At 58.5% G+C, this 16,292-nt stretch carries 15 protein-coding genes; 10 read left to right on the top strand and 5 right to left on the bottom strand.

All coding sequences use genetic code 11. The annotated features are described in order from the left end of the window. Positions 1-28 precede the first annotated feature (28 nt). The 5 genes from AB4N64_RS08920 to AB4N64_RS08900 all read left to right on the top strand — a co-directional run bounded on the left by AB4N64_RS08920 (position 29) and on the right by AB4N64_RS08900 (position 4,890). Positions 29-853 (top strand): fumarylacetoacetate hydrolase family protein, encoded by an 825-nt coding sequence (locus AB4N64_RS08920; protein WP_460124345.1) that lies wholly within the window; start codon positions 29-31, stop codon positions 851-853. A 25-nt stretch (positions 854-878) separates the two neighbouring features. Further along, positions 879-1,766 (top strand): acetaldehyde dehydrogenase (acetylating), encoded by an 888-nt coding sequence (locus tag AB4N64_RS08915; protein ID WP_460124342.1) that lies wholly within the window; start codon positions 879-881, stop codon positions 1,764-1,766. 24 nt (positions 1,767-1,790) lie between these two features. Continuing rightward, positions 1,791-2,822, top strand: coding sequence for a 4-hydroxy-2-oxovalerate aldolase (gene dmpG / locus AB4N64_RS08910; RefSeq protein ID WP_460126679.1), 1,032 nt, complete (start codon positions 1,791-1,793; stop codon positions 2,820-2,822). 172 nt (positions 2,823-2,994) lie between these two features. Next, positions 2,995-4,020 carry a flavin reductase gene (locus AB4N64_RS08905; protein WP_460124340.1) on the top strand — a complete coding sequence of 342 codons (1,026 nt, stop codon included), beginning with the start codon at positions 2,995-2,997 and terminating at the stop codon, positions 4,018-4,020. Positions 4,021-4,038: 18 nt separating this feature from the next. Then, entirely contained in the window at positions 4,039-4,890 is an 852-nt protein-coding gene (locus AB4N64_RS08900; RefSeq protein ID WP_460124337.1) for a cache domain-containing protein, read from the top strand. Positions 4,891-4,986: 96 nt separating this feature from the next. On the opposite strand, the gene AB4N64_RS08895 is transcribed toward AB4N64_RS08900, so the two are convergent. Then, complete coding sequence (locus tag AB4N64_RS08895) at positions 4,987-6,711, bottom strand: FAD-binding protein (protein ID WP_460124334.1); 1,725 nt, start codon at positions 6,709-6,711, stop codon at positions 4,987-4,989. A gap of 835 nt (positions 6,712-7,546) precedes the next feature. Between AB4N64_RS08895 and AB4N64_RS08890 the strand changes: the two genes are divergently transcribed. The 3 genes from AB4N64_RS08890 (at position 7,547) to AB4N64_RS08880 (ending at position 10,230) form a co-directional block, all read left to right on the top strand. Then, complete coding sequence (locus tag AB4N64_RS08890; protein ID WP_460124331.1) at positions 7,547-8,458, top strand: LysR family transcriptional regulator; 912 nt, start codon at positions 7,547-7,549, stop codon at positions 8,456-8,458. Positions 8,459-8,576: 118 nt separating this feature from the next. After that, a complete protein-coding gene (locus tag AB4N64_RS08885; RefSeq protein ID WP_460124329.1) occupies positions 8,577-9,407 on the top strand; it encodes an SDR family oxidoreductase in 831 nt (276 codons plus the stop codon). A 58-nt stretch (positions 9,408-9,465) separates the two neighbouring features. Beyond that, complete coding sequence (locus AB4N64_RS08880; RefSeq protein ID WP_460124326.1) at positions 9,466-10,230, top strand: SDR family NAD(P)-dependent oxidoreductase; 765 nt, start codon at positions 9,466-9,468, stop codon at positions 10,228-10,230. 710 nt (positions 10,231-10,940) lie between these two features. On the opposite strand, the gene AB4N64_RS08875 is transcribed toward AB4N64_RS08880, so the two are convergent. From AB4N64_RS08875 to AB4N64_RS08865, 3 genes are all read right to left on the bottom strand, one after another. Then, complete coding sequence (locus AB4N64_RS08875; protein WP_460124323.1) at positions 10,941-11,711, bottom strand: molybdopterin-dependent oxidoreductase; 771 nt, start codon at positions 11,709-11,711, stop codon at positions 10,941-10,943. Further along, positions 11,704-12,327 (bottom strand): cytochrome b/b6 domain-containing protein, encoded by a 624-nt coding sequence (locus AB4N64_RS08870; protein ID WP_460124320.1) that lies wholly within the window; start codon positions 12,325-12,327, stop codon positions 11,704-11,706. Before AB4N64_RS08870 ends, AB4N64_RS08875 begins: the two co-directional genes overlap by 8 nt. A gap of 71 nt (positions 12,328-12,398) precedes the next feature. After that, a complete protein-coding gene (locus AB4N64_RS08865; RefSeq protein WP_460124317.1) occupies positions 12,399-13,007 on the bottom strand; it encodes a hypothetical protein in 609 nt (202 codons plus the stop codon). A gap of 215 nt (positions 13,008-13,222) precedes the next feature. On the opposite strand from AB4N64_RS08865, the gene AB4N64_RS08860 reads away from it, so the two are divergent. Both AB4N64_RS08860 and AB4N64_RS08855 read left to right on the top strand, forming a co-directional pair. Next, positions 13,223-13,918 (top strand): heavy metal response regulator transcription factor, encoded by a 696-nt coding sequence (locus tag AB4N64_RS08860; RefSeq protein WP_460124314.1) that lies wholly within the window; start codon positions 13,223-13,225, stop codon positions 13,916-13,918. Further along, positions 13,891-15,285, top strand: a complete 1,395-nt coding sequence (locus AB4N64_RS08855; protein ID WP_460124311.1) for a heavy metal sensor histidine kinase — start codon at positions 13,891-13,893, stop codon at positions 15,283-15,285. The genes AB4N64_RS08860 and AB4N64_RS08855 overlap by 28 nt, the downstream gene beginning before the upstream one ends. 99 nt (positions 15,286-15,384) lie before the next feature. Here the strand turns inward: AB4N64_RS08855 and AB4N64_RS08850 are convergent, their stop codons facing one another. Further along, entirely contained in the window at positions 15,385-16,143 is a 759-nt protein-coding gene (locus AB4N64_RS08850; protein ID WP_460124308.1) for an SDR family NAD(P)-dependent oxidoreductase, read from the bottom strand. Positions 16,144-16,292: the final 149 nt, after the last annotated feature.

The raw sequence follows: 16,292 nt of genomic DNA, 5'->3' as shown, positions 1-16,292 counted from the left end.
ACCTCAAGCCTGACAAGAGGACAGTCGAATGCCCCAGAACGAAACCCCGGCCAACGGCATGAACGCCACCGGCCAACTGAGAGAAAAACTTGCCGAGCGTCTCTACCACGCACTCCGCGATGGCAAGGCCATCGAGCCGTTGACCCGTAGCGAGCAGATCACCGTCGAGGATGCATACCACATTTCCCTCGCCCTGCTGGAGCGACGCCTGAAAGATGGCGAGCGGCTCATTGGCAAGAAAATCGGCGTGACCAGCAAACCCGTACAGGAAATGCTCGGCGTTCATCAGCCAGACTTTGGTTTCCTCACCGACCGCATGCATTTTGCCGACGGTTCAAGTGTCAGCCTGCGAGGCGCGAACCTGATCCAGCCCCGTGCCGAGGGCGAAATCGCGTTCATCCTCAAACACGACCTCAAGGGACCGGGTGTGACCCGCGAGATGGTATTGCAAGCCACGAAAGCCGTGCTCCCCTGCTTCGAGATCGTCGATTCGCGTATCCAGGACTGGCAAATCGCGATCCAGGACACCATCGCCGATAACGCTTCGTGTGGCGTATTTGTCCTTGGCCGTACCGAGGTAGAACCCAACTCCCTGGACCTGGCATTGGCTCGCCTGGACATGTATCGCAATGGCGAAGTCCATAGCAGCGGTCTCGGCTCTGCCGTACAAGGCCACCCCGCCGAGGCCGTCGCTTGGCTGGCCAACACCCTGGGCGAGTTCGACATGCCGCTGCGTGCAGGTGACATCATCCTGTCGGGCTCACTGGTGCCGCTGGTGCCAGTCCAGGCGGGTGATTATTTCGAATTGACCATCCAGGGCATCGGTTCAGCTTCGATCAGCTTCACCGAATAATTCCACCAATGTGAGAACACAGGCCATGACACGCAAAATCAGATGCGCCCTGATCGGGCCCGGTAACATCGGTACCGACCTGCTCTACAAATTGCAGCGTAGTGACATCCTGGAGCCCGTCTGGATGGTGGGTATCGACCCGGATTCAGACGGTTTGAAACGTGCCAGGGAGATGGGTATCAAGGTAACCTCGGACGGCGTGGACGGCCTCCTTCCCCACGTCCTTGAAGACGATATCCGCATCGCATTCGACGCGACCTCCGCCTACGTTCATGCCGAAAATTCGCGCAAACTGAACGAACTTGGCGTACTGATGATCGACCTGACGCCTGCCGCTATCGGCCCTTACTGCGTCCCACCGGTCAACCTTGACGAGCAGCTCGACAAGCAGGTGATGAACGTCAATATGGTGACCTGCGGCGGTCAGGCGACCATTCCCATGGTTCGGGCCGTTTCACGGGTACAGCCAGTCGCCTACGGCGAAATCGTCGCCACGGTTTCGTCTCGCTCCGTTGGCCCTGGCACACGCAAAAACATCGACGAATTCACTCGCACCACTGCCGGTGCCGTAGAGAAAGTGGGCGGAGCAAAAGAAGGCAAGGCGATCATCGTCATCAATCCGGCCGAGCCACCGTTGATCATGCGAGACACCATCCACTGCCTGACCGAGAGCGAGCCGGATCGTGATGCGATCACCAGGTCCGTGCACGACATGATCAAGGAAGTTCAGAAGTATGTTCCTGGCTACAGGCTGAAGAATGGCCCGGTTTTCGAAGGCAATCGGGTCTCAATTTTCCTTGAGGTAGAAGGACTCGGCGACTATCTGCCCAAGTACGCCGGCAACCTGGACATCATGACCGCAGCCGCTGCACGCACCGCCGAGATGTTTGGCGAAGCCATGCTGAAGTCGTAACCACTCCTGAAGGTAAACGCCATGATCGATTTACGCGGTAAACACATCAAACTGCATGACATGTCCTTGCGCGACGGCATGCACCCCAAGCGTCACCAGATCAGCCTCAAGGAAATGGTTGATGTGGCCACGGGCCTGGATGCTGCAGGCGTCCCACTGATTGAGATCACTCATGGTGATGGCCTCGGCGGCCGGTCAGTGAACTACGGGTTTGCGGCACACAGCGATGAAGAGTACTTGCGCACTGTGATCCCGAAACTTGTCCAAGCCAAGGTTTCGGCGCTGTTACTACCAGGCATTGGCACTGTTGATCACCTTCAAATGGCCTACGAATGCGGTGTTCATACCATCCGCGTGGCAACCCACTGCACGGAAGCGGACGTTTCGGAACAACATATCCAATATGGCCGAAATCTGGACATGGATACGGTTGGCTTTCTGATGATGGCTCACATGCTCGACCCCAAGAGCCTGGTCAAACAAGCGCTGCTGATGGAGAGCTATGGTGCCAATTGCATCTACATCACCGACTCGGCCGGCTACATGCTCCCCGACGATGTGCGCACCAGGATCGATGCGGTTCGCCAGGCACTCAAGCCGGAGACCGAACTGGGTTTTCATGGGCACCATAATCTCGGCATGGGCATTGCCAACTCTCTAGCCGCGCTCGAGTTCGGCGCCAATCGTATCGATGGTTCTGCCGCCGGCCTGGGCGCCGGCGCAGGCAATACGCCGCTGGAAGTGTTCAACGCGGTCTGCGATCGAATGGGCATTGCGACCGGCGTCGATGTATTCAAGCTCGCGGATGTCGCCGAGGAGCTGGTCTATCCAATGATGGAACACATCGTACGGGTCGACCGTGATTCGCTGACGCTTGGTTATGCGGGCGTCTACTCGTCGTTCTTGCTGTTTGCCAAGCGCGCCGAGAAAAAATACGGCGTACCGTCGCACCAGATTCTCCTTGAGCTGGGTCGCCGTAAAACAGTCGGCGGTCAGGAAGACATGATCGAAGATCTGGCACTCGACATGGCCCGCGAGCGTGGTCTCCTCGCATAAATACACGCCTTACAGTTGCCTTGCGCCCCCCCGATCCATCGTGCGGGGGCTTTTTTTATTCAGCGCACCTGCCTTTCTTACAGCACATCGTCCGTACTGAGCATGTCGGCCTTTCGCGCACGCAACACAATCAAAACTACATGAAGTGCGCGCTGCGCAGAGGAAAAAAACCATGAACAACAACGACATTGCCCCGCGAATCAGCCAGCCCAAACTCTGTGAAACAGCGCTGGACCCCCGTGAGTTTCGCCAGGCCCTGGGCAGCTTCACAACCGGTGTAACCATCGTGACGGCCATGGGGCCCGATGGTCAGCCGGTTGGCGTAACCGCCAACAGTTTCAACTCGGTTTCACTCGATCCACCCCTGGTGCTGTGGAGTCTGGCACGCAAATCACAGAGCCTGGTTGCGTTCGAAACAGCGAGTCACTGGGCAGTCCACATCCTCGCGCACGATCAGGATGAGCTCTCGGGTCGCTTCGCACGCAGCGTCAGCGGGCCGGAGAAATTTGACGGTATTGGCTACGACAGCGGCCTCGACGAAGCCCCACTGCTCCATGGCTGCACCGCCCGCCTTCAATGCCGTACGGCGAATATCTTCGACGGTGGTGACCACATCATTTTGGTGGGAGAAGTGATCCACTTCGATCGCTGCGATACCCCACCACTGGTATTCCAGCGCGGCGGTTACGCCATCGCCACCAGCACGGCGCAAACCATCCAGCCTCCTGTTGGGGAAGATCCGCGCAACGTCAGTGAATCCAGCCCGCTTAGCTACCTGCTCGCCAGCGCCTACCTTCACTTTTCAGCAAAACTCAGGGAGACCGCGAGCATGCGCGCCCTGAACGAACTGGAGCACCTGATCATTAGCGCGCTGAACTCCCGTAACGGTCGTTCATATCAAGAGCTGGTGACCCTTGCCGCGTACTCTGGAAAGCAGATGGGGCCAGAGTCCATCAACGATTTGGCAGCAAGGGGCTTGATCCGCATCGACGACGATCCCGCTGACACGGACGAAAGTACTCACTTGTTTCTGACTGAAGAAGGACACGTCATCAGTGATCAGCTGAATGCGGAAAGCCAGCGCATTGAGGACGACATGATGCAACAACTGGGCGTCCCTGAAACGATCGCCTTGCGCACCCTGCTCAGTCGTTTCGTACGCATTCACAGCCCATTAATCCCCTACCGGTGGTTTTAAACTTCGGAGCAGATCGACATGAAGAGCACCTTGACCCTGATCCTGTTGTCCGTGCTTTCAACGTCCCCAATGGCGAGCCCAGAGGACATTCCCAGTGGTTACGAACAGGAGGCAAAGGAAGCTCGCGCATTGCTGGGCAAAGCAGTCGAGCGTTACAAAGCCGTGGGCGACACAGCGCTCGCCGAGTTTAGTCGCCAGGGAGAGTTCACCCGCGATAACTTCTATATCTACGTGGTGGATATCCAGGGGAAAATGCTTGCAAGCGGCGGCCCTTCTGCCATTTTGATCGGCCGCGATGTTTCCCCACTGCTCGATGATTCGCTTCGGGAAGCATTCACTCAGGTGCTGAATGCGCCCCCAAGTAGCGAAATACAGAGCCGCGAGTACCGCTGGACCAACTGGCACGACAACAAAGTCGAACGCAAGCGAGTCTTTTACCAGCGGATCGACAACAAGATTTTCGCCTCTGGTTACTACATGCCACGCTCTTCCCAAACAGAAGCTCGGCGCCTGCTGGAAGAGGCAATCGTGGAGCTGGAAGGAGATGACGTCCGGACCCTGCAGCGCATCAACCGGCTCGATCCTTATTTCAATCGTGACGATCTTTACGTTTACATAGTGGATTTTCGTTCCGAGAGATTTGTTGCGCACGGCTTCCAGTCGCGACTTCTCAACACCGACTTCCGCGCCCTGACGACCAACACTGGCGAGGCGGTGGGCCAGAAAGTGCTCGATGCAATCGCTGGCAAGAGTGAAGCCGAAGCGAGTTACGGCTGGGTCAACCCTGTCACGGGAAAGCGCGAGCGCAAACAAGTGCTCATTCGACGCTCCGGTGATTATCTGGTCGCCGTAGGCTATTACTTGAAATAGTCAGGCGGCACCAGGAGTACTCATGCCGCCTCTGCAATCAGAAGCGGCATTCATAACTCGTCAGTCGGTCAGTTCCCTCGATAAACGTATGCTGTACTACTGAGCCGGCTCGGCAGGTGTTTTACTGGCATGATTCGCGGCTCTGCGGCCCGAAAACACACAGTCAGCCGCTGATAGTCCACTTACATAAAAATTGGATGGTAAGCCAATGGCGGTCCGGCCCGCAGCATACAATCCGCTGATCGGTGTGCGATCAGTGCGCAAGACCTGCCCCGTGTCCTCGTCGATCTTAAGCCCCCCAACCGTCATCGCCGAACAGGGGAAAAAACTACTGGAAGCAGAAACGTCCACTGCATAGAACGGACCGCTACGCAGCGCCTGGCATTCGGATCGGCTTTTGCCGAACTCGTCAGGCAGCTTGCCATCTGCAGCATAGTTATAGCGAGTGACCGTCTCGCTCAAGGCAGCTGCCGGCATACCGAGTTTTTTCGCCAAAGCTTCAAGGGTGCGCCCCTTGCGGGTCTGGAAAAGCAGTGCCAAAACCAGAGGAAGGCGCATAAAGGGAAACAGATTTTCCAGCACGGCAGCCTTCCAGGCACCCCGGTAAAGCGTCCGATCAAGGATGATGTGACCTTTACCTTGATGATGCTCATTCATTTCATGACCGATGGATGCACCATACAATTCCTCATTTACATAGCGCTTGCCCCCCGTATTGACCAAGACACCTTTAGGCCACTGTGCAGGAGGATTGATGAACCGCCAACTGCTGACCCGCTCCATCAGAGAGGCCTCACCTCCTACGCTCTGCCCAAGACGGATACCGCTCCCGTTATCACCTCCTGGCGAACCCATTGCCATGTTGTTGACATATTTCGGGGCATAGGCCGACACCATCTCCTGGTTCCAGATGAACCCCCCAGCACTCAAGCAAACACCTCGCCTGGCCCTGACTCGCTGCTCCACCCCGAATTGTCGCTGGAGTTCCTCTGCCTTGCGCCAGTGCGCCTCGGCCTTGCGTTTCAACCGGGCAAAGCCTGGCATCGAGGACGGCAGTTTCTGAAGCAGGCTACGCGCTGTTTCCTGCGCTTCGACGTACTGGCGAGTATGCGCTGAGCCTTCAGGCATCCGAATAACCCGAACACCCACCACAGCGCCGTCTTCGCAAGTGATCAGATTCCGTGCTTCTGTCCGGGGCCAGAAACACACTCCGAGCTCTGTCGCTCGTTGACGCAGTGGGTCGGTCAAGTGGACCCCGAACCCCGTCGATTGGTTGGCAGGCGGGTGCCAGTACTTATGCCCCCGTGCGGCAGGAGCGGCGATGGCCGCACAAGTCTCGGCAAGAGAACTGTCCGAGTGATAAAGGAAATATCCGGCTGGAGGGTAAAACGTTTTCTTCGTGTAGTAGGAACTGTCGAATCTCACCCCGTGACTCATCAACCACTCGAAGTCAGCGACACTCCCCTCACAAAACCGACGCAGGGTTGCAGGCGCTACCGCATCTCCCACCTCAAGAGAAAGATAACGGAACATGTTATCCGGGCTATCGACCACTCCAGCCTGATGCTGCACCGAGGTCCCCCCGCCAGCGTAGAAGATGCCGCCATTCATGGCGGTTGCACCGCCCCCGGCAAATGCATCCACCGCCAAAACATCCAGGCCCTTCTCCGCAGCCTGCAGCGCTGCAGCGATCCCAGCCCCGCCGTACCCGACCACAACGAAGTCTGACTCGACATCCCATTGCAGATCGTCAGCATTCTTGACGACCTCGGGCGGTCCGACATTGCTGTGCCAATTAGCTGATCCAGGTTCTAACTTCATCTTTCGTTTCCATGGTCATGAGCGAAATGTCAGAGGGTGGTAGCCCCACCCTGTCACGCGCAGTTGCGTGATCATGGTCGAAATATGCAGGCACGCTAACTGCTGCGCCTGATGCGTATGCAGTAGAGGAGAAGGCCTTAAATTACTGCGCGATAACGCTTAGAAAGCAAGTTCGTAAAGACCACGCTTTGCGTGAGCGTAGAAACATGCCGGCGCACGCACACGACTGCGCACACCTGCTGAACGCTAGCGAAAAGTTTTATGGCGCTAGGGGGCGAGCGTAAAAATCACTTTTCCCCTGCCTGCCTGGATACACATCGGGAACTGACTGAATTCTATCCAACGGGCGTATTCCGATACCCTTTCCTTGATAACTCGGGTCGGCAAACATGCTTGCGACAACGTCATGATCAAGACCCGGAGCTGTGACGATATGACTGTCGATGGTAGCTACGAGTAGCTGACGCACAGTCAACAAATGAAAGATCGTCAAGGGCAAAAAGCTTTGACCACCTGATCGATGATCCTGGACGATAATTTTGGACACTGCGCTCACGGATCCTTGCGGTGGTGGCCAGCATCTCGTCGACTGAGGCGTGTTACCTGTAAGATGAGGCAATGCTTGCACGAGTCTTGCGTAATCCTCCCGGTGCTTTCGACAGCCAGGCTCGCAACAAACCTGATGGCAAACGCCCCGTCTGCTCCAGTCGACCCAAACACCTGATTAGTTGGCGGGCTCTGAAAACAGACATCGTTTGGTCATGCAAACGCAAACGCGACTGCTGACTGCCCCTGCGCTGCATCCGGCGACATTCGAAATAGAGACCCGATACCCATGATTAATGTTGCCGACCTGTCCCCGAGCGAACTCACCCACCTGCGGGCCTTTCAAGTGGTCGCGCAGCGCTTGAATTTCTCACAGGCCGCACAGGCGCTGGGGGTCAAGCCGTCTGCGCTGAGCCACACCATCCGTACATTGGAAGAGCGACTGGGTGTTCAGTTATTCAACCGCACGACTCGCAGTGTCTCCCTCACGCCTGCGGGCCAGGCACTGGCCGCTCGGATTGGCCCTGCCATGCAAGCCATTGGCTGCGCGCTGTTGGATGCGCGTCGTATCGCCTCCCGGCCGAGCGGCACCATCCGGCTCGTCGCGACGCGCACTGCCGCGAGGTTGCAGGTCGCCCCAGCGTTGGCGCGGCTCGCCGCCGTAGCACCGGATGTCGTGCTGGACATGACGGTCTCCGATGCGATCGGCGACTTCGTCGCAGAGGGTTTCGACGCCGCGCTCCGTCCCCACGAGGTGATCGACCAGGACATGGTTTCGGTCAGGATCGGTTCCGATCTACGGCAGATAGCCGTTGCGTCGCCGGCCTATCTGGCCGAGTTCGGCAGGCCTTCCACGCCTGAGGATCTGAGCCGTCATCGCTGTATCCAATGGCGCTGGGAGGGACGTGAGACGCCCTATGCCTGGGAGTTCGTGCGCGACGGTAGTTGGTTCGAGGTGGCGGTCGCCGGGCCGTTGATCGTCAATGATCGTGACGTCGCCATCCATGCGGCACTCGCGCATCTCGGGATTGCGTTCGCCACGGAGCTTGAGGTTGAAGAACATCTGGCGTCAGGCAGACTTGAAGGCTTGCTGATCGATTGGAGCGACGTCTTTCCCGGTCATCACCTGTGCTATCCCAAGCAACGCCAGATGCTTCCCGCATTGCGTGCGCTGATCGACGTTCTGCGCGGCGAGCCCTGATTATCCGATTTCATTCACAACCGTAAGCGAAACGCGGGGCATTAATCACGGCCCTCTCAACACCTATATTGCTTCTCGACATCAGGCCCACACCGGGCCGATGCGAAGGAGCAACATCATGTCTAAAGTCTGGTTGATTACGGGTATCTCACGCGGTCTGGGTCATGCGCTCGCCAAAGCGGTGTTGGCTGCCGGAGACGCGGTCATTGGAACAACACGAAACGGCGATACACCAAAGGGTCTGTCCGGTGATCTGGTGGTCATGCCTTTCGAAGCGACCGACCCGGACAGTGCACACCGGTTGGTAGCCGACGCGTTCGGCGCTCATGGGCGTGTCGACGTTCTGGTCAACAACGCTGGCTACGGTCTATTGGGGGCCATTGAAGAAACCGACGATCAAGCAGTGCGCGAGCTGTTTGAAGTCAACGTGTTTTCGCCCTTCAGGGTCATCCGGGCGGCACTTCCCCACCTGCGGGAGCAGGGACACGGCCACATCATCAATCTTTCGTCCATTGCAGGCGTCGCTCCGAGCGTGGGTGCAGGGATCTATGGCGCCACCAAAGCCGCGTTAGCCGCAATGTCCTACAGCCTGGCGGCCGAGGTTGCTCCCTTCGGTACGTGGGTGTCCGTTGTTTCTCCTGGAGCATTCCGGACAGAGTTTCTCAGCAAGGAATCCATTCATAGAACCACTGGACAAGCGGCCTACCCCAAGGTCAACGACGCCGTCGCGAAATGGGCGTTGAACGACGGCATGCAACAGGGCGATCCCGTACTGGCTGCCGCTGCGATCGTGCAACTGGTCGCCGCCGATAAACCTCCGCTCGACCTCCTGCTGGGACAGGACGCACTGGATCGTGCAGAGGTGCGTGCCCACCGAATGGCGACCGACGTGCGCGATTGGCGATCCATTTCGGCCGGCACCTCGTATGTTGCACCCGACAAGGCCTGAAGGCGCAACCGCGCCACCGTGAAGCAGCAAGACCGTCCATACAGCAGAGGTAAAAATCGTGAACACAACGACCGTACCCAACCAGGATTTCAAAGGTAAAGTTGCCATCGTGACCGGCGCCGCGAGCGGGATAGGACTGGCGACAGTCAAACTGCTCCATGCGCGCGGGGCATCCATCATCGCGCAGGATATCGACCCGGCCGTTGAAGCGCTCGCGCAACCCGGCATCTTCCCAATCATCGCGGACGTGACGGAAGAAAGCGCCGCTCAAAGGGCCGTCGCAGAGGCTGTGGGGCAGTTCGGCCAACTGGACATCCTCGTCAATAACGCGGGCATCATTATCAACAAGCGGGTGGTGGATATGACGCTCGAAGACTGGGACCGTATCTTCGCCGTCAACATCCGCGGTGTGTTCCTGCACTCGCGGGAGGCGATGCGTGCGATGATCCCTAATGGCCAGGGCGCCATCGTCAATGTGGGCTCGTACGCCTGCTTTCAGACCTTCCCCAAAATCAGCGCCTACGCCGCGTCGAAGGGTGCCCTCGCGCAGTTCACTCGGTCCCTGGCGGTTGAAGCGATCGATCATGGCATCCGAGTCAACGCGGTCGGCTCCGGGGACACGATCACCAACATCCTCAATCAACTCCACGAAAACGGTGCCGATGCGCTCGCCGAGTATGGGAGTCGTGCTCCGATCGGACGGGCCGCACGACCGGAAGAGATCGCCAAGGTGATCGCATTCCTCGCCTCTGATGACGCCAGTTTCATGGTCGGGTCTATCGCCATGGCCGATGGTGGCAAAAGCCTCGTGCTACCCAGCTGACAGACTTCGGGCCACGAAACCTAGCCGTTTTCACCGACATCCGTATGTTTAAGTCCCTCGGCTCCAGAATCTGACTGGAGGAAAACATGGCTTGCGGGTGAGCCGGGTTTTCGACGGCGCCAAATCCGAACGTCGGGGGTTCGCAATGGCGCTCGAGCCATCTCGATCGGAACCCAGGTGAGCGTGATTGCGGACAATGCCACTGCAACTGCGAACGCATTCAGTCCGCCTTCGCAGGAACATTCAGAGCAAGGGTCGTGCTCAGCGTCATCAGGCATGCACGCGATCGGGTCATCGACAGGCTGCAGGGAGAGCGGCCTGCCCTCCTCGTCGACCCAGCTAACTTTGATCACGTCACTGTTCACCAAAGCGTCTCGATCGGGGAAGCTGAAATCGGCAATGTCCAGGCCACTGGCTCGAGTACCTGGCACTGATCGACCAGGTCTGCTCGGGGCGCTGGCCGCGTACTTGCGCCACTCCAAGGATTGAAGCAATGCCTCCATTTCCGGTCGATGTGACGCGTTCGTGGTGGATTCAGATAGCACTTGTGCATTTGTTGTATCGGGCTGCTGCACACGAAGCCTGGACTGAGCCTGTAATTGGGCGTGAAACTGCGCCCCCTCGGTTGCCACCCGCTGCTTGTTTTCGGCAGTCGGCCACGCGGATGGGACCGACGATACAGTAGAAATGCTCGTCACAAGGGCGTCTCCTCAGATCCCGCTGAACCAGTTGTAACCCTGGTCTTCCCAATACCCGCCCGGGTTTTGGTTACTCACGACAATCTCGACCACGTGCTTGGGGTTCTTGAAGCCCAACTTGGTGGGAACTCGAATCCGCAGGGGATAACCGTACTCAGGCGGCAGCGCGACTTCGCCGTAATCCAGCGCCAGCAGTGTCTGCGGGTGCAAGGCGGTCGGCATGTCCAGGCTGGAGTAATAACGATCAGCGCATTTGAACCCGACAAATTTCGCCGTGGTGTCAGCGCCGACGTGCTCCAAAAAAGTCTTGAGGGGTACGCCTCCCCACTGCCCGATGGCGCTCCAGCCTTCGACACAGATCAGGCGGGTGATATCGCTGCGTTGCGGCAGTTTTCGCAGGCTCTCGAGTGTCCAGGGCGCCTTGTCCCTGACCAGGCCGGAAACCGCCAGCGAGTAACTCGCCAGGTCCACTTCGGGGATGTCGTCCTGGCCATAGAATGCGTTGAACGGGAAAGGCGTGGTGATCTGTGCCCGGGTGAAGGTCGGCGCCAGTTTCTGACCGCTGAACAGCCACGCCTGAACCCGGTCGTTCCAGCGCGACATGGCCCACAGGACTTTGTCGACCTGGTCACCGTCCTGCAGGTTGCAACCGGTCAGCATCGACATCGCGCCAACGGTCAAGCCTGCGCGCAGGAAATGGCGGCGCTGGATACTCTCCAGCTCACGCTGTTGCGCGGGCTCCAGCCGGATGCGCTGAACAGCTCTTTTGTTGGCTTCAGTCATGGGTTTTGTGTCCGCTTTCAAGGGGCCGCACGCCCCCGGTGATCATTGGCAGCAAGGTCCTGGGCACCAGCAGCACCAACGCAAGGTGGACCACGACGAATGCAGCAATCATCGCCATCGCGGCAAAATGGACGTAGCGAGCGACGTCATAGCCGCCCAGCAGCGCGACCAGCTCTTGAAGCTGAATGGGTTTCCAGATCGCCACGCCCGAGATCACGATGAGTGCGCCTGCCGCCAGCACCATCCAGTACATCAGTCGCTGCACAGCGTTATAAACGCCCTTCTCGTGCACCAGCCGAAACCGAAGAGCATCCGTCAGATCATGTTTCAACGCAGGGAGGCCGATGGGCAGCAGCGCTCGCTTGAAATGCCGACTGAACAACCCGTACGCCACATAAATCAAAGCGTTGATGAACAACAGCCACATGAACGCGAAATGCCAGGCCAACGCCCCGCCCAACCAGCCGCCCACGGTCACCGCCACCGGAAACCTGAACGCGAACAGTGGCGAAGCGTTATAAATGGCCCAACCGCTCATGAACATGCAGACCATACAGACGGCGTTGACCCAGTGGGTGAGCCGAACCGGCCAGGGATGAATGGTTTTGTGTCTCACGTGTTTCCCCTCAGGAATCATCCGTGAACCGCAGCGACGCCACGCGGCACCGCTGCGGCCTTTTCAGGTGATTACATCGGTGGCTGGAAGCCATCCTTGCCCACCGCAATACCACGTGCGGTGCCATCGGCGGCCGGGAACACGACGATCCTGGTGCCTTTGACCAACTCGTCGACCTTGCCTGGCTCGACGTAGGCGATCGGGACATCATCCGGTACGACGATTTGCTTCTCGCCGCCCTTGTAGTTGACGGTCAACGTGCGACCGTCGGCCTTGGACAGTTTGCCTACCGTGCCGTTGGTCATCGTGCCGGTGCTGCCATCCGCGTTCTGCCAGCCGTAATGACCTTCGCCGCTGCCCTTGAGGCTGGCGTCAAATACAGTGACCTCCAGCGCTTTCAACGAACCGTTGGCCTGGGGGATGGCTGCCGATCCAATGAAACTGTCGGACTTGATCGAATCGACAGTGGTTTTCGATACCCGGTTGATACCGGTCTTGTCGGTCAGGCCGATGGTCTGCTGCGCACCGGAGCGTGTGGTGAACGTCAATGTATTGTTGCTGACGCTTTCGACCGTGCCGCGCAGCGGCTTGATCAGCGGCATGTCCGCCGCGGTGGCGATGACGGCGGCACTGAGCATCAGCAGACCGAACGTAGTGGACAGGGCGTTTTTGAGTTGCATGGGGACGATTCCTCACGGATTGATGTGCGGCCATCCTCGACCGCAGACCGGGACCTCACGATGACCGCCGAATGACATTTTTGTCATTCGTCCGCCCTGCCCATGAATGACAGAAATGTAACCGACTCCGCCGGCTCATCTCGGTACACTGCACAGCCGAGATAGCCCTGTCGCGGGCTGAATCCCGTCAAGAAGAAACCCGAGCGCCCCTCACGATGCATATCCTGCTGATCGAAGATGACACCAAAACCGGTGAGTACCTGAAAAAGGGGCTTGGCGAGTCCGGTTACAACGTCGACTGGGCCCAGCACGGTGCCGATGGGCTGCACCTGGCCTTGCAAACAACGTACGACCTGATCGTGCTGGATGTGATGCTCCCCGGTATTGATGGGTTTCAGATCATTGAGCTGTTGCGCGCCAAACAGGACGTGCCCGTGCTGTTTCTCACCGCACGAGACCAGTTGCATGACCGCATTCGCGGCCTGGAGCTGGGCGCGGATGATTACCTGGTCAAACCATTTTCCTTTACCGAACTGCTGTTGCGCATTCGCACCATTCTGCGTCGCGGCGTGGTGCGCGAAGCCGACCATTTCCACCTCGCCGACCTGGAGCTGGACCTGGTGCGTCGCCGCGTCACACGCCAACAGCAAGTGATCGTGCTGACCAACAAGGAGTTCGCCCTGCTGCATCTGTTTCTGCGTCGGGCCGGCGATGTGTTGTCGCGGGCACAGATCGCTTCGGAAGTCTGGGACATGAACTTCGACAGCGATACCAACGTGGTGGACGTCGCAGTCAAGCGCCTGCGCACCAAGGTCGACCATCCCTACCCGATCAAGCTGATCCACACCCTGCGCGGTATCGGCTATGTCTGCGAGGTGAGGTCATGCGGACCCGACGCCAACCATCCCTGACCCTTAGGTCGACCCTGGCGTTTTCGCTGGTTGCCATGCTGGCCGTGGCCGGTGCCGGCCTCTATTTGTACCAGTCGATGAAAGCCTCGGTATTGGTCTACAGCGATCATGCGGTCATGGGTCGTCTGGAGCATTTTCGCAAGCTGTTGCATTACGAACTCGCCATCGAGAAGCTGCGCGACAGCCCGCAGATTTTCAAGAACATGCTCGACAGCGAAGACGACATTTTTGTCATAGAAGAGCCCGGGCAGGCACCGGTGATCCGCGTCAATCCACTGAACGTCACGTTGCCCGAGCTACCGGTGATCGGCCAGGAAACGAAGCTGAGCGTCAGTGACCTGCGCAGCGGCATGACCGACACCGGAACACCCCTGCGTGCCGCGACCGTGGTCACCACGTCGGGAGGACGCGAAGTCCGCCTGACGGCCGCACACCTCATGGGCAAGGAAATGGCCATGCTCGCGGCGTTTCGTGAACGTATTTACCTGGCGGTGGCCCTGGCCTTTCTTGCGACGGCGCTGCTGGGTTACCTGGTGCTGCGTCGAGGACTGCGCCCGTTGCGCAAAATGGCCGCGCATGCGGCCGCCATAACGCCCGAGCGCCTCGACAGCCGTATGGACAGCGCCGATACGCCGGTTGAACTGCAACAACTGAGCGACGCCTACAATGCGATGCTCGATCGCCTCGCCAAGGGGTACCAACGATTGACGCAGTTCTCCGCCGACCTTGCCCACGAGATTCGCACGCCGGTGGGCTCGCTGATGGGGCATTGTCAGGTCGCCCTTCGCCAGCGCCGCAGCGAGGAGGACTATCAGGCATTGATCGCGTCGAACCTTGAAGAGCTCGAACGAATCTCCCGCATCGTTGAAAGCATTCTGTTCCTTGCACGCGCCGACGAAGCGCAATCGGTGGTCGAGCCCCAACGACTGTCGCTCAATGACGAATCACAGCGCATCGCCGAGTATTTCGAAGGCTTGGCTGAAGAGCGGCAGATGACCTTCCGGATCATGGGCGATGGCAACGTGCTCGCTGACCCATTGCTGCTGCGCCGAGCGTTGAGCAACCTGGTGGCGAACGCGATTCGCTACGCCGACGAAGGCACCGAAATCTCGATGCGGGTCATTGCAACAGGCGGTGCTTGCCGAATCGAAGTAGAGAATCAGGGGCCGGTGTTGAGTGACGAGACCCTGCGCAAACTCTTCGACCGCTTTTACCGCGGCGATGCCTCTCGCCACCAGCACTCCGACTCGTACGGCCTTGGCCTCGCCATCGTCGTGGCAATCATGCAACTGCATGGCGGGCGCGTGGATGTCGAGCAGCCCAGACCCGGGATTATTCGTTTTTCGCTGTCATTCCCTGATGCTTGAAACTTCGAGGGACAATCGGTCAAGTCAAAAGCCCCTTGGAGAGCTCGCAGTTAATCACAAAGCAGCCCACTGGGGGCTGCTCCATGGTCACGCAGGTGTTCAGATTTGCGACAGGCCGCCGTCGACCATCAGTTCCACGCCGTTGACGTACCTGGCATCAGCCGAGGCCAGGAACAGCGCCGAGGAGGCGATTTCTTCAGGCTGGGCCATGTAGCCCAAAGGCGTGATCTGCTCGACGTGTTGGCGCAGGGCGGCGATGTCGCCTTCGCTCATTTTCAAGCCGTTGTCCATCAACGGCGTGCGGGTAAAGCCTGGGCTCAACACGTTTGCGCGGATCTTGCGACCCTTGAGTTCATTGGCCCAGGTGCGCGCAAAGGACCGCACCGCGGCCTTGGAGGCGTTGTAAAGGCTCAGGCCTTCCATGCCATTGCTGGAACAAATGGAGGCCGTCAGGACGATGGACGAGCCATCTTTCATCAACGGCATCAACGTCTGGACGGTAAAGAAGACGCCCTTCACATTGATGTCGAACATGTTGAAGTAAGCGGCCTCGCTGGTCTCGCCCACAGGGTTCTTTTCACAGATACCGGCGTTGGCAAACACCGCATCCAACTGATCGCCGCGGTCCTCGATCGTCGCCCTGAGTTCATCAAGATCAGCCTGGCGCGCGACATCGGAAATGACCGCAACCGCTCTATCGCCGAGCTTTTCGAGCGCTGCCTCCAGCGTGCTCGCAGAGCGGCCGGTGATGTAGACACGTTTGGCGCCCTCGGCGATCAAGCCTTGCGCAATCGCAAAACCGATCCCGGTGGATGCGCCTGTGACAACGGCCACCTGTTGAGTGAATTTACCTGACATGCATGACTCCTCGATCTTGGACATGTGGATCGTGTGAAACCACAGAAGGGTCATTGTCAGAGGTCCGGCGGTGCTGCGGGACTGCCATAAATGAACGATGAGCGTTCATTTATGTGAGGCGTCAATGGGGCTTGAATTGATTAGATTGA

It is taken from the genome of Pseudomonas sp. S2_C03 (assembly GCF_054668405.1).
The sequence above is the reverse complement of the archived record's forward strand: the minus strand, read 5'-3'. Positions and strand labels throughout refer to the sequence as shown.